Origin of the sequence: Halopelagius inordinatus, from assembly GCF_900113245.1 — an archaeon.
Lineage (GTDB): Archaea > Halobacteriota > Halobacteria > Halobacteriales > Haloferacaceae > Halopelagius > Halopelagius inordinatus.
The window spans coordinates 245,324-262,869 of the sequence record NZ_FOOQ01000002.1 but is presented as its reverse complement, the minus strand read 5'-3'; the positions used below and the strand labels follow the sequence as shown (position 1 = coordinate 262,869).

The following is a 17,546-nucleotide window of genomic DNA, read 5'->3' as shown; positions in this document are numbered from 1 at the left end:
GATCCACCTAATAAGGTCCCCTGTGCATCGCGGTCCCATGGTACTTTTGATTCGGCGCAGGGGCGACGAACCGACGGCCGGTGCGCCGGACGGTTCGCGGTGCGACGGGAACGTTCGAGGGGACGAAGCGAGCCGTCTCCGCGGGACTCACCCCCGAGATAGCTCCCGTCGCGGCGTCGTCGCCCCGCGGAGGCGTTCGACGTCGCGGTCCAGGCGGTCCGCGGCCCGGAGTCGGATTCGCCGCGCCTCGTCGGCGTCGAGACGCTCTCTGCCGTCTATCTCCTCGCCGAACGGGCGGTACTCGGCGGGGTCGAACCCCATCCGGGAGAGATGCCGTCCGACGCGCGGGGCCGCCAGTCCCCGTTCGAGGGCCGCATCGACGCAGTCGCGGAGCGTCTCGAACGGCGGGAGCGACAGTGCGTCGTCGTTCGAGCGCGACGCTCCGATTCGAGTGCCGTCTTCGACTGCGGTTTCGACGACGTCCGCCACGTCGGCGGCGAGGCGACAGAGTTCGAGCGGAGAGGCGGCGTCGGGCGTCCGCCACTCCACGGTCCCCAGGTCGTCCCGGAGACAGAGCGGTGCCCAGACCGCGTCCTCGGGCGAGAACGCGGAGGCGACTGTCTCACGGTCGATTCCGCACTCTGCGGCGGCCGCGAGGAACGCGTCGAACCGCTTCTCGACGCGTCTCCGCCACTCGTCGGCCGAGTCGGGGTATCTCCACAACTGTCCGTGGTCCGGAAGAGACCGGTAGCACCGTCGCCGGTAGACGTACGGCCGTGCGCAGGCGCTCACCCGGCGATTGCGGTAGTACGGTGTGGTGTTGACGAGTGCGAACGCCGGGTCGAGAGCCGTGAGAGCGCGGAGTTGGTCGGTGACGCTCGCCTGTTCGAAGTGCAGGTGCGTCCCCGCGCAGTAGCCGGCGTGAGCTAAGTCGTCGCCGAGGACGGCCTGTTGAACGTCGATTCGCGTGCTCGTTCGCCGTGGAATCTGCTCGTCGCTCAACGGCGTTCCCAAGGGGACGAGACGGGTGCCGCGTGACCGCGCGGCCTCGCGGGCGCGTCCGAGTCGGTCCCCGAGGACCGCGGTCAGTTCCTCGACGGAGTCGCAGGGAGGCGTCTTCACCTCCAACAACGGGGTCGCCATCTCGGAGTCGACGCCGTCGCAGGCCGTTATCACCTCGTCCGCCGCGGAGAGAACGCCGTCGTCGTCGACGAGCCAGTATTCGATTTCGATGCCGACGCGCATGAGTTGGATGTTCGGCCGGTAGCCGCGTCGTCCGCGTCCACCCGCCGTGGGATTTCGTGTGCCACCTGTTAACAAATTATTTTCGGTAACGTTCGTTTTTTGAGAATATTGCGAACGAGATTGCGTACTCGCGCGGATATCGCTTCCGATAGTTGCGCTCTCGGCGCAATAAACGGTAGATAGTCCAGTTCCTCGGAGTTCCCGCCTCTGAGCGCGCCGGGCGGACATCGCTGCCGGCGGCACCCTCGCCGTCCGCGGGACGGACGGGGACGCACGAGGCGACGGGGCCGCGTTCGGCGCGGTACCGCCCGGTCACTTCACGTCGGAACTCGACGCGCGAGAGAAGATACACCGCCCCGAGATAGCCGCTCGCGACGAGATTTTCGTTCCCGCTGGCGACGGAGCGCTCGGATTCGTCGACTCCCGCGACGTGAGCGCCGTCGCCGCGCGTACCCTCACGGAGGCGGGACACGCGAATTGCGCGTACGACCTCACCGGGCCGACGGCGCTGGACTTCTCCGAGGTGGCCGAGATATTCAGCGCGGTCCTCGACCGGCGGATAACGTACGCGAACCCGTCGCGACTGGCGTTCGCTCGCCGGATGCTCGAATGGGGGGTTCGGCCGTCGATGGTTCTGTTCATGCTGGCGGAGTATCAGGTGACTCGCTTCGGTCTCTCGTCTCGAACGACCGACGAGGTGGCGCGGGTGCTCGGCCGAGAGCCGACGGCGATGCGAACGTTCGTCGAGGGCCACCGAGAGCGATTCGAGACGGACCGGACCCGCTGACGCGGGCGACGCCCGGATTCGTAGGCGAATCTGACGGTCGTTCGGACGTTGCAGGACTCCGACCCGTGGGATGCGATACCGCACGTGTCGTGTGCGGGCCGCGCATCCGCGCCTGCGGCTTTAGTCCGGACGGCCGTTACGTCGAGTCGTGACAGACGACCCGCTTTTCGAGCCGTTCGAGTGGAAGGGACGTTCGCTCGACAACCGCGTCGGCCTCGCGCCGATGACGCGAACGAGCGCGACGGACGAGGGGCACGCGACAGCGCGGATGGCGGACTACTACGCCTCGTTCGCCCGCGGCGGATTCTCCGTTCTCATCACCGAGGGCGTCCATCCGGACACGGCCCACAGCCAGGGGTACCCGAACCAACCCGGCCTCGCGACCGACGAACAGGCGGATTCGTGGTCGCAGGTCGTCGATGCGGTTCACGAGGAGGGGACTCCGATGTTCGCGCAACTCATGCACGCCGGCGCGCAGGGGCAGGGTAACCGCTACGGCGAGGGCCTCGTGGCTCCGTCGCGGTACCGCGCGCCGGGCGAGATGGCGGAGATGTACGGCGGGTCCGGGGAGTTTCCCGAAGCCGAGGCGCTGGACGGCGACGGACTGGCCGAGGTGAAATCCGGGTTCGTCGCGTCCGCGAAACGGGCGGTCGAGGCCGGATTCGACGGCGTCGAAGTCCACGCCGCGAACGGCTACCTGCTCCACGAGTTCGTCGACCCCCTCGTGAACGAACGCGACGACGAGTACGGCGGCAGTCCCGAGGCGCGGGCGCGCTTCCCGGCCGAAGTCGTCTCGGCGATTCGCGACGCGACGCCCGAAGAGTTCGTCGTCGGCGTCCGCGTCTCTCAGGTCGCGGTCACGGACGAAGAGCGGACGTGGCCCGACGGAGAGGCCACCGCGGAGGCCGTCTTCGAGGCGTTCACCGACGCGGACGCCGACTTCATCCACGTCACCGAACCCGTGGCGACGGACCCGGCGTTCGGCGGCGAGGGACCGACGCTCACCGAGTTGGCCGTCCGGTACGGCGACACCGTCGTGTTCGCAAACGGCGGTCTCGGAACCCCCGAGAAGGCGCGCGAAGCGCTGGCCGACGGAGCGGATATCGTGACGCAGGGCACCGGCGCACTCGCGAACCACGACTGGCCGAACCGCGTCCGCCGCGGCGAGGCACTCGACGAACTCGACCCGGCTCTGATATTCGAACCGGACGTCTCGATAAGCGACGCCGAGATTCCGAGCGACGACTGAGGCCCGGATGGGCTGGGCGACCCCTCGAACCCGGCCACGTCGCTTTTTATCGTGTCTGCCGACTATCAGGACGTGTCTGTCGCGCCGACTCCCGCAGAGATTTTCGAACGGGCCATCGAGGAGGGGGAACGCCGCCTCGACCAGTCGATGCTCGAACTCGTCTCGACGAGTTTCATCGCCGGCTTCACCGTCGTCTTCGGAATCGTCGCTCTCGGCATCGTCCACGCGTTCGTCAAACCGCAGTTCGGGGAGATAGCCACCATCGCGGGCGCACTCGCGTTCGGCGTGAGCCTCGTGTTCTTGGTCGTCGGGCGGGCGGAACTGTTCAACGAGAACTTCTACGACCCGGTGGCGAAGGCGGTGGACGCAGACTCGTGGATGGTCGGGTCGCTCCTCCGCCTGTGGAGCGTCACCTTCGCGGTCAACCTCGTCGGCGGCGTCCTCATGGCTTACATCTTCTCCGTCAACGGCGTGTTACCGGAGGGTACCGTCCACGCCCTCCGCACGTTCGCCGAAGAGTTCATCCGCCGCCCGCCGACGACGGAGTTCGCGGCGGCCATCGTCGGCGGCGCACTCGTCGTCCTGCTCTCTTTTCTCCTCGAAGCCGTAAACAGCGTCGGAAGCCGCATCGCGATGTCCTACATCGTCGGCGTCCTGTTGACCCTCGGCCCGTTCGACCACGTTATCGTCACGATGCTGCACGTCGTCTTCGGGATGCTGTTCGGCGCGCCCATCGGCCTCGTCGAACTGGCGACGACGACGGGCCTCGTCACCGCGGGCAACCTCGTCGGCGGACTCGGGTTAGTCACCCTCACGCACATCACGCAGGCCATCGGCGCAGAGGAATCAGAGAACTGAGACGAGACTCTCCGGCGTCCGGTCGCTCGCCGCGCGAATCGCCGCCAGCACGCATTTTTGCTCCCCGTCCGAATCTCGCGTATGTCGATTACCGTCACCGTCGCCGACGTCCATCGGATGACCCCGGACGTGAAGCAGTTCCGACTCGTCGCCGACGACCACACGTTCGATTACCGACCGGGCCAACACACCGCGGTCCACTTCGAGAGCGACGACGAGGAGGGGACGCGGCCGTACACGGCCGCCACCCTCCCGGGCACGAACGAACTCGTCCTCGCGATAAAGCGGTACGACGACGGGAACGCCTCGGTCTACATGCACGACCGAACGCCGGGCGACGAGATAGAGATAGAACCCGTCGACGGCAACCTCCACGTGCGCGACTTCGACCGCGACGCCGCGTTCGTGGCGACGGGCACGGGAATCACGCCACTCTACCCGATGTTCAAGCAGTACGCCGCCGAGGGAACCGGCGACGCCCACCTCGTCTTCGGCGAACGCGACCAATCGCACGTCGTCTTCCGCGAGAGCATCGACCAACTCCGGGCGGAACACGGGAACGTCTCGGCCGACTACGTCCTCTCTGACGCCGACGACGAGGCGTGGGACGGCCGCACGGGTCACGTCCAGGACCACCTCCCCGAAGCACTCGAAGAGACGGTCGGTCTGGAAGACACAGACTTCTACGTCTGCGGCGTCCCCGAGATGGTCGTCGAGACGGCCGACCTCCTCGAATCGGCGGGCGTCGCGGACGAGCACATCTACACCGAGGGCTGGGAGGCGGACGCCGCCGAGGAGTGACGGTCGGCGGCGTTACCAGTCCAGCGTCCCGCCGCTTTGGTACTCGGTCACCTGCGTCTCGAAGAAGTTCTTCTCTTTGTTCAGGTCCACCGCCTCGCTCATCCACGGGAACGGGTTGTCGGTCCCGTAACTGGGGTCGAGGTCCAACTGGCCGAGTCTGCGGTCGGCGACGTGTTCGACGTACTCGGCGAACTGGTCGGGACTCATGCCGAGAACGTCGTCGGGACAGGCCTCGCGGGCGTATATCTGTTCGAGTTCCACCGCGTCCTCTATCAGGCCGCGCACCTCCTCGCCGAACTCGTCTGTCCACGCGTCGGGGTTCTCCGTGCGAATCTGGTTCACGAGGTCCACGCCGAACCCCACGTGAAGCGACTCGTCGCGCATGATGTACTCGAACTGCTGGCCGATACCGACCATCTTGTTTTGGCGCTTCAACGCGAGCATCATCGCGAACCCGGCGTAGAAGAACACCCCCTCCATGACGACGTAGAACCCGACTAAATCGCGTAGGAGGTCACGAACGTCCTCCGTGTCTTCGACCTCGAAGTCGGCGTCTTCGAGGTTCCGCGTGAGGTCCACGACGAACTCGTCTTTCTCCGCGATGGAGGGTACCCGGTCGTACATGCCGTACACGTACTCGGGGTCGAAACCGAGCGAGTCACAGCAGTAGATGAACGTGTCCGTGTGGATGGCCTCCTCGTACGCCTGCCGGAGGAGATACTGGCGGCACTCCGGCGCGGTGACGTACTCGTAGAGGGCGAGGACGATGTTGTTCGCCGTCAGCGACTCCGCGGTCGAGAAGAACCCGAGGTTCCACTCGACGAGTCGCCGTTCGGAGTCGGTGAGTTCGTCGCCGTTCCACTGAGAGACGTCTTCCTGCATCGGAATCTCCTCCGGGACCCAGTTGTTGGCGACGCCGTCGCGGTAGTACTCGCGCGCCCAGTCGTAATCTATCGGGAGTATCTTGTTCGGGTCGTGTTCCGCGTCGTGGTTCAGTATCGGCATCTGTCTTTGGTGTCGTCGGTCGTCTGCTTGCGGTGCGTCCGTCGGGGCGTCACTGACACGCCTCGCACGTCGGGTCCTCCACGCGGGCGAGGCCGGAGTCGTCGTCTCCGCCGTCGCCTCCGTTGGCGTCGGTGTCGCCGTCGTCGCCGGTATCGCGGCGTTGCGTCCGGCCGTACTCGTCCATGTCTATCGTGGATTTCTCTATCTGCGAGGCACCGAGCGTCCGCAGGTAGTACGTGGTCTTGACGCCGAGTCGCCACGCCGTCTTGTACACGTCGTCGAGAAGCGACCCGTCCGTGCTCGGGAAGAAGACGTTGTGCGAGACGGACTGGTCTATCCACTGCCCCCGGTGGGCCGTCAGGCGCAGTTGGTGCCGCGGGTCGATTTCGAACGCGCTTCGGTGCAGTTCGCGCGTCTCCTCGGGAATCTCGTCTATCGACTGTATCGACCCGTCGTGGAACTTTATCCGGTCTACCATCTCGTCGTCCCACAGACCCGCCTCTTTCAGTTCCTCGACGAGGTGGTCGTTGACGACGGTGAAGTCGCCGCTCATGTTCGACTTCACGTAGAGGTTCGAGTAGATGGGTTCGATGGAGGGCGTCGTCCCGTTGATGGTCGATACCGTCGCCGTCGGCGCGACGGCCATCGTGTTCGAGTTGCGCATCCCGTGGGCTTCGATGTGGTCGCGGACGCGGTCCCAGTCCATCGTCTCGGAGCGGTCGGTCGGAATCTCTCGGCCTCGCTCTTTTTCGAGGCGGTCAACGGTGTCGTGCGGGAGGATGCCGCGGTCCCACTTGCTCCCCTCGAACGTCTCGTACGCGCCGCGTTCCTTCGCGAGGCGGGAACTGTTGAGGATGGCGTGATAGGAGACGAACTCCTGCCACCGGTTGGCCGCCTCGACGGCGTCCTCGGAGGCCATCGACGTGTCCGTCCGCATCAGGGCGTCGTGAAAGCCCATGACGCCGAGTCCGATGGGTCGGTGACGCATGTTCGAGTACTCCGCCTCGTCGGTCGGGTAAAAACAGAGGTCCACGACGTTGTCGAGCATCCGCATCGCCGTCTCGACGGTGTCGGCGAGGAACTCCCTGTTCAGTTCACCCTCCTCGACGTGGTGCGCGAGGTTGACGCTCCCGAGGTTGCAGACGGCGTGTTCGTCGGCGCTCGTGTTCAGCGTTATCTCGGTACAGAGGTTCGAGGAGTGAACCGTCCCGACGTGGTCCTGTGGCGACCGGACGTTACAGGGGTCTTTGAACGTGATCCACGGGTGGCCCGTCTCGAAGAGGCGGGTGAGCATCGTCCGCCAGAGGTCGGCGGCCTCGACCGTCTCGTACTGCCGGAGTTCACCCGCCTCGGCTTTCTCCTCGTACTCGCGGTAGATGTCGGCGAACTCCTCGCCGTACGTCTCGTGGAGTTCCGGAACCTCGTCGGGCGAGAACAGCGTCCACGTCTCGTCCGCCTCGACGCGTTCCACGAACAGGTCCGGCACCCACGCGGCGGTGTTCATGTCGTGGGTCCGGCGGCGTTCGTCGCCGGTGTTCCGGCGCAAGTCGAGGAACGCCTCGAAGTCGAGATGCCACGCTTCGAGGTAGGCGCAGGCCGCGCCGCGTCGCTTTCCCGACCGGTTGATGGCGGCGGTGACGTCGTTACTTATCTTCAGGAACGGCACCGTGCCCGTGGATTCGACGCCGGTGCTCTCTATGAGTGCGCCCTCCGAACGGAGGTTCGTCCAGTCGTTGCCGAGTCCACCGCTCCACTTCGACAGTTGCGCGTGGTGCTTGTACGACTCGAAGATGTGCTCTAAGTCGTCTTCGACCGTCGTCAGGTAACACGACGACAGTTGCGGGTGGGTGGTTCCGCTGTGAAACAGCGTCGGCGTCGAGGGGGTAAAGAGGAGGCGCGAGAGGACGTCGTAGAACTCCTCGGCGCGCGCCTGCGGGTCGTCTTCTTCGATTGCCAGTCCCATGGCGACGCGCATCCAGAACGCCTGCGGCAGTTCGAGGGGGTCGCCGCCCTCCTCGGTCTTCAAGAAGTACCGTTGGGTGAGCGTCGACATCGCCATGTAGTCGAACTCGCCGTCGCGTTCGAGGACGAGAGCGTCGGCGAGTGCGTCGAGGTCGAACCGGCCGTCCACGAGTCTCTCGTCGAGGCGGTCCACCTCGACGCCGCGGCGGAGGTTCTCGACGAACGTCTCGCGGTACGTCGCCTCGTAGTCGTCGCCCCCGGCCAGTTCGCCGGTGACGGTCCCGAAGTACCGGCGTCGGTGAAGGTCCGCCGCCACCCGCTTGTACGCCGGGTCGCGTTCGACGCGCGCCGTCGTCACTTGGACGAGCGCTTCGTACACCTCGTCGCGGGAGGCCCCCTCGTAGAGGTTGCGTTCGGCCTCGTGAACGAGTGTCTCTGCGACGTCGTCGGTGACGACGTCTTCGTATCCCGACCGGGCGCGGTCGAGAATCGTCTGTACATCGGTCTGCGTTTGCTGTGTGCTAGCCATCAGGTGGTGTGTCGTCTGTCGTCGGTTCGGGGTCGCCGAACTGCGTTCGGCGGCTCGACGAACGAGGTTCGTCGAAGTCGTCGAGTTCGTCGTCTAACACCCGGTCGAGTTCGCCGAGGAACTCCTCGGGGTTCGAGAACGCCTTGTAGACGGAGACGAACCGGATGTACGCGACCGAATCGAGTTCGCGGAGTCTCTCGGAGACGAGTTCGCCGACGAGACTCGAAGAGACTATCTGCGTCTCTCGGTCCGTCAGGTCGGCTTCCACCGCCTCGACCAATCGGTCTATCTCCTCGTCCGCGACCGGTCGCTTCTCGACGGCCCGTTCGATGCCTGCGCGGAGTTTCGCGGCGTCGAACGACTCGATGTTCCCGCCTCGCTTTTTCACTTGTAGCGTCTCCCACTCGGGGCGTTCGTACGTCGTGAATCGGAAGGCACAGCGTCGGCACTCGCGCCGACGGCGGACGGTCGCTCCGTCCTCGCCGGACCGAGTGTCCACCACGCTCGTTCGTTCGTGACCGCAGTCTGGGCAGTCCATCGTTGTCACTACTCGACCCTCCGGACGGTTCAATCCACATGTCGTGGTCCGAATCGTTCGGCCGCAACATGTCGTGCCCACGACCGGGCAATAAGTCTTACCCAATCTGGTTGGGTTAGTACAACCTAACTTGTATTCGAGCTCGATAAAGGCGTCTTCGGTCTCTCGTCGGCGCGTCGAATCGGTCGAAGACGGGGTTTAGAAAGGGCCAAGAGAACCGAGCGAGGTGCAAAGAGACCGGAGAGAGGCGAACGCGCCGTCCTCCGAACGCGCCGCCTCCCACCGCGGGCGGTGTGGGGCGACTCGCCGAGCCGAGAGACGTAGTTATTTATTTTAGGCCGTCCTAAACCCTCGCGATGAACTCGGAGGAGGCGCGACTGCGACCGACCGCCGCGAGCGAGAACCGCGTCCGGGAGAGTCGATGATGGTCGGTCGGTCGCTCAACGAGATTCGCGGTCGCATCGACGCCCTCTCGGGAGACGACGGCCCGTACGGCATCGTCTGCGCTCGCACCGGCGAGCGAGTCGTCCCCGTCGCGGACGCCCGGTTCGAGGACCGAGAGACGGCGGCGGAGGCGGCGGCGTTGGCCGAGGAGTACCGCGCTGCACTCAGACGGTACGACCCGCGAGTGATGGTCCACGACCCCATCGTCTCCGAGATGGCGGCGTCATCGCTCTCGGAGGCGGACGACCCTACCGCCTCGACGTTCGTGGCGTTTTGCCACGACGTCGCCGCCGCCGTCTTCGAGGCGCTTTCGGTACACGACCACGGAACCGTCGAAGACGCCGTCATGGAGTCGTACTTCGACGCCGCGGAGTCAGTCGCGGACAGAGACGAACTCTGCGTCGAACTGCTCCGGTGCATGGCGCGCGACATCGACGACCGTCTCTCGCCGAGGCGACAGGCGCGGGTAGTCGAAACCGCGGCGGCGACGCTCTCCTCGGTCGAGACGGCCGGTCGGCCGGTGGAGGCAGCTCTCGCGCGACTCCGAGAGAAGTCGGTCGTCGACGGGTACGCGGTCGAACCCGTCGATTCGGGCGAGGACGTGCGCCGAATCACCCTCGAAGGCTACAGGCTCCGCGACGACCGACGAACCGTGCCGACGCTTCCGGTTGTCGTCGAACTCCTCCGCGACTCCGACGGAGGGGGCCCGGCGGGCGGCGTCGCCTCTCTCTCGCTCACCGAGGGGGCGGGCACCGCCTCGTCGTGTCGGCTGACGGTGACGCTCGGCGGCCGCGACCGGCCCCGCGGCCTCTCGTCCGTCCGAGTCGGTAACTCGGCGTGACCGACCCGAGAGCGAACCGTCGAACTGATACGTCTCCGAACTGGGAGTAGTTCGCACGCGAGACCGGACGTTTTTTATTTTAGGTCTGCCTAAACAAACTCGATGGCGACGCCTCCACTCTCCGAACCGGAGGAGAAAGGACAGGACGAATCGACGAAGAGCGCGGATATCGGCGTCTGTGAGAGCTCTCCCGGCAAGTACGTATTCATAGAGTCCGGGAACTGCGACGGGTGGATAGGGACCGACACCGTCGTGGAACCGTGGGAGTGACGCGGCGAGGGGTTCGCCGGTCAGATGGCTCCCGCACAGTATCTCCTCGCGGTACGTAGGCTTCGGGCGGACGAGACGACGCCCGTCCCCACCGGAGCGATAGCCGCCGAACTGGACCGCTCTCCCGCGGCGGCGACCGAGATGGCCGACCGACTGGCAGAGCGAGGACTCGTCGAACACGAACCGTACGAGGGAGTCGTTCTCACCGAAGAAGGGGACGAACGGGCGGACCGACTCGCTCGGACGTACGAGATTCTCTGTCGGTTCTGTCGTGACGTCCTCTGCATCGACGACTACGAGGCGGAGGCCTCGGCACTCGTCGGAACGGTCAGCGCGGACGTCGCAGAACGGTTAGCGGAGGTTCTTCTCACCGACGAAAAAGCGCCGTCACCGTGACGGGGTCGGGACCGTCGAGTTCCGTCGCAGGCTGCTCACCGGGTGAGCGTGTCGTCTGCGAGGTAGTGCTCTATGACGTGGGCGTGTTCTTCCAACTCGGTTAGCTGTTCGCGGAGCATGTGGGCCGTCGTGTGGTCGCCGAGGCCCTCCGCGAGGCTGATGTGCTCGCGGTAGCTCTCGATGATGTCGCCGTACATCTCGAGGTCGTTCTCCATCGAGGTTCGGACGTCGTAGACGTCCTCGTCCTCGGGTTCGACCGTCGCGGCGTCCGAGAGCGTCGCCATGCTCGCGTGGGGGACGCCGCCGAGCGTCTGGAGGCGTTCGGCGATTTCGTCCGCGGCCAGTTCGACCTCCTCGTACGCCTCTTGGAAGAACCGGTGGAGTCCGAGGTGTTCGGCACCCTCGACGTTCCAGTGGTGCTTGTGCAGTTGGTGATAGAGCGTGTACGCGTCCGCGAGGTCGGTGTTCAGCGCGTCGATTATCTGTTCTGCCTTCTCGCGTTCGAGTCGGACAGGGTTGTCTTCGATGCTACCTGCTTTCCGGCTGACGGTCTCTTGGGAACTCATCACTACCTAGTAGGTGACGGGAGTACTCAAACCTTACGCTTGTCCGACATGTTTTCGTGTCACCTAAACCTCCGTCCCACGCTCGTCCCCGTCTCGTCCGGCGATCGCCCGGTATGTCTAGATTCCGAGAGAAACGCGGCCGGACCCTCCTCCCGGGGCGTTCACTCCGTCGCGACGGAACTGATGCGGTCGCCCGCGTCGGCGTCGCCGCCGTCGAAATCGGCGACGGCGTCTCGGAACGCCGTCTCGAAACTCGCCGGGCCAGCGTACTCGCCGTACGCCCCGTCCGCGGCGGCCTCGCCCGCGAGTCCGAACGCCGTCGTCCCCGCCAGTGCCGCCGCCTCGTCGTCGTCCATCGCGGCGGCGAACACGGCGAGAGTGACGCCGAGCATGCATCCGGTGCCGACGACGGTCGCGAGCATCTCGTCGCCCACGTCCACGCTGTACGCCCTCTCTTCGGTGGCGACGATGTCCACCTCGCCGGAGGCGACGACGACGGCACCGGTCGCTTCTGCGACTGCCGTCGCACTCGCGGCGATGTCCGCGTACTCGCCGACGGACTCGACGCCGCGAACGTCGGCGTCGTCGCCGGCGAGAGCCGTTATCTCGCCGTAGTTGCCGTTGACGACGCTGACGTCGATATCGGTGAGGAGGCGGTCCGCGACGCGCGAACGCGTCGGCGTCGCGCCGACGCCCACCGGGTCGACCACCACGGGGACGCCGTGTTCGTTCGCCGCCCGCCCCGCGGTCACCATCGTCTCTTCGCCGCGTTCGCTGATCGTCCCCATGTTCAACAGGCATCCGTCCGCGATGGCGACCATGTCGCCCACCTCGCGTTCGTCATCGGACATGACGGGGAGTCCGCCCCAGTTGAGCGTCACGTTGGCGACTTCGTTGACCGTCACCGCGTTCGTGAGGCAGTTGACGAGCGGTTGGTCCGCCCGAACCGTCGAGAGGGCGTCGCCGAGGTTCACGTCGGGAGTCATCAACTCGCCCTCCCGTTTCGGACCGCGGTTCCGAGACGACGCGTCGCCTCCTCCGGGTCGTCGGACCCGGTGATAGCCGAGATGACGGCGACGCCGTCCGCCCCCGCGGCGACGACGTCCGCGGCGTTCGAGGGCGTGATTCCGCCGATGCCGACGACGGGGAGGTCGACCGCGGCGGCTATCTCGGCGACCGTCTCCACGCCGATTCCAGATTCCTCGTCTCTCACGTCCTTCGAGGTAGTCGAGAAGACGGACCCGACGCCGAGGTAGTCCGCGCCCGCGTCCTCGGCGACGCGCGCGTCCTCGACCGTCGAGACGGACCGGCCGACGACGGCGTCGGAGCCCAGTTGGTCGCGGGCGACGGAGACGGGCAGGTCGTCGTCCCCGAGGTGGACGCCGTCGGCGTCGGCGGCGGCCGCGATATCCACACGGTCGTTGACGAGAAAGAGGACGTCGGCGTCGGCGGTCATCTCTCGCAGTTCCCGGCCGAGTTCGTAGCGTTCACGGGCGCTCGCGTGCTTCTCGCGGAGTTGGACGGCATCGACGCCGCCGGCGATGGCGGCCCGGACGACGTCGACCGTAGACCGGCCGCCCGAGAGGTCCGTCTGCGTGACGAGGTACGTCTCGATGTCGGTATTCATCAGTTATAATAACGAGTGCTCGGGGCGGGCAAAACTGTTGCGCCGCGCGTCCCGGCGGACGTTCGGTTCGGGGACACGACGGTGCGACCCGACTCTCGGAGAGTCCGGCCGAGTCGGCGAATCCGACGGACTCGGCGCGACTGGCGACGTATCCAAACCCTTTAGAGAAGAATTTGCCAACTATCCGAGGATGCACGTCCACGACGGCGTCGCCGTCGTCCGACTCTCGGCGACGTCGGGAGGCCGGTCAGATGCCCCGCGAGCGACTCCGGCCGTCGGAGTCTTCACCCCGGCGAGAGCAGTACCGCGAACGCGCCGCGGAGGGCGCGTCTGAGGTCGTCTCTCGTGTCGGTACGGAGCGCAATCGAGCGGGTTTCGAGCAGGGTTCGCAGGACGGCGAGCGAACGCTCCGTCGTCATCGCGGCGGTCATCGTCAGCACGTTTTTTATCGGATTCGGCGGCGGCGTCATCTTCCCCATCTTACCCAACCTCGGGGCGGTTCTCGGTATCTCGCCGTTCCTCGTCGGCCTCATCTTGAGCGCCAACCGCTTCTCTCGGCTGGTCGCGAACGCGCCCGCGGGCGTGCTCGTGGACCGAATCGGAACCCGAAAACCGTTCGTCGTCGGGATGTTCGTCCAGGGGTTCGCCACCTCCGGCTACGTCGTCGCGATGGTGGCTCCGTTCCCCGAGGGGTGGTTCATGGCCGCCCGCGTCCTCTGGGGCGTCGGGAGCGCGCTCGTCTTCGCGACGGCGTACACGATAGCCGCCGACGTGAGCACGAACCGGTCGCGCGGGGCGAGCATGGGCCTCATCCGGGGCGGGGTGCTGTTCGGCTTCCCCGCGGGCGTCGTCGTCGGCGGCGTCGTCAGCGAGTTCTGGGGGACCGTCCCCGCGTTCGCCGTCGCCACCGCCTTCGCGTTCGTCGCGAGTCTCGTCGCGTACGCGACGGTGCCGGAGACGCACGTCGAGGAGCGTTCGGGCAAGTCGGTCAAACCGTGGGACGTGGACACGAGTCTCCCCGCGTTGACCGTCGGCGCGGTGAACTTCGCGGTTCTTTTCGTCTACATCGGAGCGTTGTTCGCGACGCTCGTTCTGTTTCTCGACCAGAACGGATTGGGCGTCTTCGGCTTCGACGCGCAGGGCTCCTCGGGTATCTTCATGGCCGTCACCGTCGTCGCCGCGGGCGTCTCCATGTACGTCGGCGGCTACGTCAGCGACCGGCGGCAGTCGCGGGTCCCGACCCTCCTCGCGTTTCTCGCGACCACCTCGCTCGGGTTCGTGCTTCTCGCGTACGCCGACTCGGTGGCGACGCTGGCCGTCGCCTGCCTGTTCGTCGGTGCCGGGCAGGGCGGCACGAGCGGACCGCTGATGGCGCTCTTGGCCGACCTCGTCTCCGATGACCGGATGGGACGCGCCGTCGGCACGAACAACGTCTTCGGCGACGTCGGCGGCGGATTCGGCCCGATAGTCGCGCTCCCGTTGATAGACGCGGTCGGCTTTTTCCCCGTATATCTCGCCTGCGCGGTTCTCCCGCTGGCGGCCGCTGTTTTGCTTCTCGGCGGCGTCCGCCGGGAGACGGGGCAGTTCGTTCCGAACGTCGAGTTGTAGCGGGGGCGTCGAGACGCGACCCGAATCCGTCTGCGGTCGCGCGTCCGCCGCGAGGGTCTGGTACGCTCGTCGTACCCGACGGCGAAAGGATGAAACAGTTATAGCAGGACTCCCATCGGTCGGCAATGACCACGTCCGACAGTTCGTCCGGATGGTCGGCGAACGACTCGGGGGGTCCGCCCCGAGCGCTCTCGTACGCCGGTGCGGGACTCGCCGTCCTCGTCGCCCTGCTTCACCTCCTGCATCCGAGCCACGGGATGTTAGACCTGTTCGACGCGCTCAACCGCAACTGGCGGATCATCGTCTACGACCCCCGTTCGGCGGCGTTCGTCGCCTCCGGAACCGCTCTCCTCGTCGGCGTCGCCCTCAGTCGGAACGCGCCGAACAGGCGTCCCTACTACCTGGCGGGGATGCTGCTTACGGTCGTCTACATCGTCGGCTACTTCGCGTGGCACTTCACCGGCCACGGCGGGTTCCTCCCCGGGCGTGAACCGCTTCTCCACGGTCTCTCGCCGGTCGAGAACATCGTCTCTCACCTCACCACCGATATCTGGGCCGCGGCGTCGAAAGCCGCCGAACTCGCCCTGTTTGCGGTTCTCAGCGCCCTCTACGCCCGCTCGTGAGGCGCGACGACCGGAGACCGGGCAACGCTCGTCTCAGGACCGCGGTCGCCGTTCGACGTTCTCGATAGTCGCTCGGAAGTACCGTAGGTCGCCCTCGGGGAGGGTCCACGCCACGTCCGCCTCGGTGGGGACGACCACCCCGTCTCGTTCCTCGTAGTTCCGGAAGCGCCCGGTCCACGGCGTTCGCTCGAAGTCGCCCTCGACCTCGCGGTATCGGCCGTCGTCGGTCACTCGCGTCACCGTGTCGTCCTCGCCGAAGTGAAAGACGAGCGAGACGGCCGTTCCGCCCTCTTCCAGCGTCGCCCGCGCCGAGGAGTCGTCGATAGCCTCCCATTCGACGCCCGACGCGGGGAGCAGTGCCGTGGGAAACCAGACGGCCTCCGCGAGATACCGAGAAAGCTCCCCGGCGTCGAGTTCGGGGCTCGACGACGCGTCGGCGACCGGAACGACCGAGAGCAGGCGCGCGCGTAGCGACCCCGCGCCGTCGACGTAGGCGTCCACGACCCGGACGGTGACGAACGGTACGAGTCGAATCTTCGCGTCCCAGACGAACCCCGGCGGGTCGGCGGCGAACCGTTGTGTCGCCCGGAACCGCCGCCACGGCGAGTCGGCGTCGCCGAGGCGGAACTCCCCCCGTTGTTCGAGACGAACCGACCGCGCGTACGGACGACCCTCCGTGAGGACCGTCTCGAAGTACCGACGGACGGGGTCCGGGAGGCCGGCCGCGTCGGACCGCGAGAACTCCCGACTCGGCCGCGACTCGGTGCCGTCGCGGAGTGCGTCCACGAGGCTCTGAATCTCTCGTTCGTACAGTGCCCTCGCCGCGGCACCCGTCGCCACGGCGACGGCCACCGCCGCGGACGCGATACCGGCGACGAACGACCGCCGCGTCGGACGCATCTCTTCGAGTTCCATACCCTCCGTTGGACCCCCGACGACTTCACTCTCGCAGGACGTTCGCGCGGTGAATCCCTCTGTTCTGACCTCGGCAACCGCGCTGAATACGGGACGCGAATCGGTCACCGACTCTTCGCTCACTCTGAGGGGACCGAATCGCTCAGTACGGGCCGGGATATTAACGGAACTGAAGCCGGTACATCCGCACATGAGTGTGGTCGGAAGTGACCGCGGCATCGGACTGGTCGAGGTGCTTCACGGGTCGGCATCGGAACCCGTTCTCCTGTTCTTTGCTCTCTTGACCCAACTCGGAGACGTCTGGTTTCTCTTCGTTTTGGGTGGTCTCCTGTACGTCGTCGGCGATCAGTTCCCGCGGTGGGGGATCGACCGGCGGCGTGGCCTGTTCGTTCTCGCTCTCTTGCTCACCTACGTGGCTCTCATCGGAGTGCTCAAGAACTTCTTTCTGCTCCCTCGTCCCCCCGGTGCGGGTGAGTCACCCGTCATAGCGTGGGTTCCGGTCGCCTTCCAAGGCGTGTTAGCTTCGATCGCGACCGGGTCGGGGCCCGGATTTCCGAGCGGCCACGCCTTCGGGAGCACTCTGGTTTGGGGCGGGTTCGCACTCGTCGTCTTCGGAGACGACGTCTCGCCGGGGTGGCTCGGAGCCGCGGCCGTCGTCGGTCTCGTCTCGCTCTCGCGACTCGTCTTGGGCGTCCACTACCTCGTCGACGTCGTGGTCGGCGCGGGTCTCGGAGCGGTGGTGCTGGGTGTGCTCTACGTGGTCGCCGACCGAGGCACCGCCCCCGCTCGGGTGCTCCTCGTCGCGGTCGGCGTCGGTGCTCTCGGACTCGTCCAGAGCGTTAGCTTCGAGAGCGTGGCCGCACTCGGAAGCGGCGTCGGCGGGTGGCTCGTCTGGCGCGGCATCGCCGATTCGACGCCCGCTCAGCCGTCGAATCGCCGGGAGGCGGCCGCCGGGTTCGTCGTGTACGGACTGGCAGGCGGTTTCTTCGCGGTGGTGTACGCCGTCGAACCGTCACTGATAGTCACGTTTTTCGGCTCCGCGGTCGCCGTCGGCGGAGCCGTCGTCGCGCCTCTGGCCGGTGAGAGACTCCTCGCTCGGTGAGGTGCGTGTGGTCAGAGCGGTCGTATTCGCCGACGAACGAGACGCGGGCGTTACTTCGCGGTCAGTTCAGCCCGGCGAGACGGAACGAACGACGCATCCGCGAGAGATGCATCCGCCGTATTCAGTACGCGACTGCTGTCAGCCGGATGGGGTTTCGACGGAGCCCCGCGTTCGTCCGTC

General features: G+C 66.4%; 18 protein-coding genes. 10 read left to right on the top strand and 8 right to left on the bottom strand.

The features are described from left to right. Window positions 1–147: 147 nt before the first annotated feature. Entirely contained in the window at window positions 148–1,245 is a 1,098-nt protein-coding gene (locus BM167_RS09055; protein WP_092891689.1) for a glutamate-cysteine ligase family protein, read from the bottom strand. 430 nt (window positions 1,246–1,675) lie between these two features. On the opposite strand from BM167_RS09055, the gene BM167_RS09045 reads away from it, so the two are divergent. The 4 genes from BM167_RS09045 (at window position 1,676) to BM167_RS09030 (ending at window position 4,940) form a co-directional block, all read left to right on the top strand. Continuing rightward, window positions 1,676–2,032, top strand: a complete 357-nt coding sequence (locus tag BM167_RS09045; protein WP_092891685.1) for a Rossmann-fold NAD(P)-binding domain-containing protein — start codon at window positions 1,676–1,678, stop codon at window positions 2,030–2,032. Window positions 2,033–2,180: 148 nt separating this feature from the next. Beyond that, entirely contained in the window at window positions 2,181–3,281 is a 1,101-nt protein-coding gene (locus tag BM167_RS09040; protein WP_092891683.1) for an oxidoreductase, read from the top strand. Between the two features lie 72 nt (window positions 3,282–3,353). Then, window positions 3,354–4,139 carry a formate/nitrite transporter family protein gene (locus BM167_RS09035; protein ID WP_092893037.1) on the top strand — a complete coding sequence of 262 codons (786 nt, stop codon included), beginning with the start codon at window positions 3,354–3,356 and terminating at the stop codon, window positions 4,137–4,139. An 81-nt stretch (window positions 4,140–4,220) separates the two neighbouring features. Beyond that, window positions 4,221–4,940: a ferredoxin--NADP reductase gene (locus tag BM167_RS09030; protein WP_092891681.1), complete on the top strand. Its 720-nt coding sequence runs from the start codon at window positions 4,221–4,223 to the stop codon at window positions 4,938–4,940. A gap of 12 nt (window positions 4,941–4,952) precedes the next feature. On the opposite strand, the gene BM167_RS09025 is transcribed toward BM167_RS09030, so the two are convergent. The 3 genes from BM167_RS09025 to nrdR are packed head-to-tail and all read right to left on the bottom strand — an operon-like array spanning window position 4,953 to window position 8,974. Further along, window positions 4,953–6,098 (bottom strand): ribonucleotide-diphosphate reductase subunit beta, encoded by a 1,146-nt coding sequence (locus BM167_RS09025; protein ID WP_281244630.1) that lies wholly within the window; start codon window positions 6,096–6,098, stop codon window positions 4,953–4,955. Continuing rightward, on the bottom strand, window positions 5,995–8,436 hold the full coding sequence (locus tag BM167_RS09020; RefSeq protein WP_218153784.1) for a ribonucleoside-diphosphate reductase subunit alpha: 2,442 nt from the start codon (window positions 8,434–8,436) through the stop codon (window positions 5,995–5,997). The genes BM167_RS09025 and BM167_RS09020 overlap by 104 nt, the downstream gene beginning before the upstream one ends. Next, window positions 8,429–8,974, bottom strand: coding sequence for a transcriptional regulator NrdR (gene nrdR / locus BM167_RS09015; protein ID WP_092891677.1), 546 nt, complete (start codon window positions 8,972–8,974; stop codon window positions 8,429–8,431). Before nrdR ends, BM167_RS09020 begins: the two co-directional genes overlap by 8 nt. A 421-nt stretch (window positions 8,975–9,395) precedes the next feature. On the opposite strand from nrdR, the gene BM167_RS09010 reads away from it, so the two are divergent. The 3 genes from BM167_RS09010 to BM167_RS09005 all read left to right on the top strand — a co-directional run bounded on the left by BM167_RS09010 (window position 9,396) and on the right by BM167_RS09005 (window position 10,925). Beyond that, a complete protein-coding gene (locus BM167_RS09010) occupies window positions 9,396–10,259 on the top strand; it encodes a DUF7551 domain-containing protein (protein WP_177213326.1) in 864 nt (287 codons plus the stop codon). 102 nt (window positions 10,260–10,361) lie between these two features. Then, window positions 10,362–10,529, top strand: a complete 168-nt coding sequence (locus BM167_RS18460; protein WP_177213325.1) for a hypothetical protein — start codon at window positions 10,362–10,364, stop codon at window positions 10,527–10,529. A 24-nt stretch (window positions 10,530–10,553) separates the two neighbouring features. Continuing rightward, window positions 10,554–10,925, top strand: a complete 372-nt coding sequence (locus tag BM167_RS09005; protein ID WP_092891673.1) for a metal-dependent transcriptional regulator — start codon at window positions 10,554–10,556, stop codon at window positions 10,923–10,925. 35 nt (window positions 10,926–10,960) lie between these two features. Here the strand turns inward: BM167_RS09005 and dpsA are convergent, their stop codons facing one another. The 3 genes from dpsA to thiE all read right to left on the bottom strand — a co-directional run bounded on the left by dpsA (window position 10,961) and on the right by thiE (window position 13,118). Then, window positions 10,961–11,491 (bottom strand): DNA starvation/stationary phase protection protein DpsA, encoded by a 531-nt coding sequence (gene dpsA / locus BM167_RS09000; RefSeq protein WP_092891671.1) that lies wholly within the window; start codon window positions 11,489–11,491, stop codon window positions 10,961–10,963. Between the two features lie 161 nt (window positions 11,492–11,652). After that, a complete protein-coding gene (thiM, locus tag BM167_RS08995) occupies window positions 11,653–12,477 on the bottom strand; it encodes a hydroxyethylthiazole kinase (RefSeq protein WP_092891669.1) in 825 nt (274 codons plus the stop codon). Continuing rightward, window positions 12,477–13,118 carry a thiamine phosphate synthase gene (thiE, locus tag BM167_RS08990; RefSeq protein WP_092891667.1) on the bottom strand — a complete coding sequence of 214 codons (642 nt, stop codon included), beginning with the start codon at window positions 13,116–13,118 and terminating at the stop codon, window positions 12,477–12,479. The genes thiM and thiE overlap by 1 nt, the downstream gene beginning before the upstream one ends. 417 nt (window positions 13,119–13,535) lie before the next feature. Between thiE and BM167_RS08985 the strand changes: the two genes are divergently transcribed. Both BM167_RS08985 and BM167_RS08980 read left to right on the top strand, forming a co-directional pair. Continuing rightward, a complete protein-coding gene (locus BM167_RS08985) occupies window positions 13,536–14,726 on the top strand; it encodes an MFS transporter (RefSeq protein WP_394327240.1) in 1,191 nt (396 codons plus the stop codon). A gap of 125 nt (window positions 14,727–14,851) precedes the next feature. Beyond that, window positions 14,852–15,349: a hypothetical protein gene (locus BM167_RS08980; RefSeq protein ID WP_092891665.1), complete on the top strand. Its 498-nt coding sequence runs from the start codon at window positions 14,852–14,854 to the stop codon at window positions 15,347–15,349. Window positions 15,350–15,382: 33 nt separating this feature from the next. On the opposite strand, the gene BM167_RS08975 is transcribed toward BM167_RS08980, so the two are convergent. Then, complete coding sequence (locus BM167_RS08975) at window positions 15,383–16,264, bottom strand: DUF6920 family protein (RefSeq protein ID WP_245781334.1); 882 nt, start codon at window positions 16,262–16,264, stop codon at window positions 15,383–15,385. A gap of 190 nt (window positions 16,265–16,454) precedes the next feature. Here BM167_RS08975 and BM167_RS08970 point away from each other — a divergent pair, with 190 nt between their 5' ends. Next, window positions 16,455–17,366, top strand: a complete 912-nt coding sequence (locus BM167_RS08970) for a phosphatase PAP2 family protein (RefSeq protein WP_092891663.1) — start codon at window positions 16,455–16,457, stop codon at window positions 17,364–17,366. The last annotated feature ends 180 nt before the right edge of the window (window positions 17,367–17,546 follow it).

Coding starts and splice junctions, on each gene's coding strand:
- BM167_RS09055 (WP_092891689.1), bottom strand. CDS start 1,245: ATGCGCGTCGGCATCGAAATCGAATACTGGCTCGTCGACGACGACGGC.
- BM167_RS09030 (WP_092891681.1), top strand. CDS start 4,221: ATGTCGATTACCGTCACCGTCGCCGACGTCCATCGGATGACCCCGGAC.
- BM167_RS09020 (WP_218153784.1), bottom strand. CDS start 8,436: ATGGCTAGCACACAGCAAACGCAGACCGATGTACAGACGATTCTCGAC.
- nrdR (WP_092891677.1), bottom strand. CDS start 8,974: ATGGACTGCCCAGACTGCGGTCACGAACGAACGAGCGTGGTGGACACT.
- BM167_RS09010 (WP_177213326.1), top strand. CDS start 9,396: ATGATGGTCGGTCGGTCGCTCAACGAGATTCGCGGTCGCATCGACGCC.
- BM167_RS18460 (WP_177213325.1), top strand. CDS start 10,362: ATGGCGACGCCTCCACTCTCCGAACCGGAGGAGAAAGGACAGGACGAA.
- BM167_RS09005 (WP_092891673.1), top strand. CDS start 10,554: ATGGCTCCCGCACAGTATCTCCTCGCGGTACGTAGGCTTCGGGCGGAC.
- dpsA (WP_092891671.1), bottom strand. CDS start 11,491: ATGAGTTCCCAAGAGACCGTCAGCCGGAAAGCAGGTAGCATCGAAGAC.
- thiM (WP_092891669.1), bottom strand. CDS start 12,477: ATGACTCCCGACGTGAACCTCGGCGACGCCCTCTCGACGGTTCGGGCG.
- thiE (WP_092891667.1), bottom strand. CDS start 13,118: ATGAATACCGACATCGAGACGTACCTCGTCACGCAGACGGACCTCTCG.
- BM167_RS08980 (WP_092891665.1), top strand. CDS start 14,852: ATGACCACGTCCGACAGTTCGTCCGGATGGTCGGCGAACGACTCGGGG.
- BM167_RS08975 (WP_245781334.1), bottom strand. CDS start 16,264: ATGGAACTCGAAGAGATGCGTCCGACGCGGCGGTCGTTCGTCGCCGGT.
- BM167_RS08970 (WP_092891663.1), top strand. CDS start 16,455: ATGAGTGTGGTCGGAAGTGACCGCGGCATCGGACTGGTCGAGGTGCTT.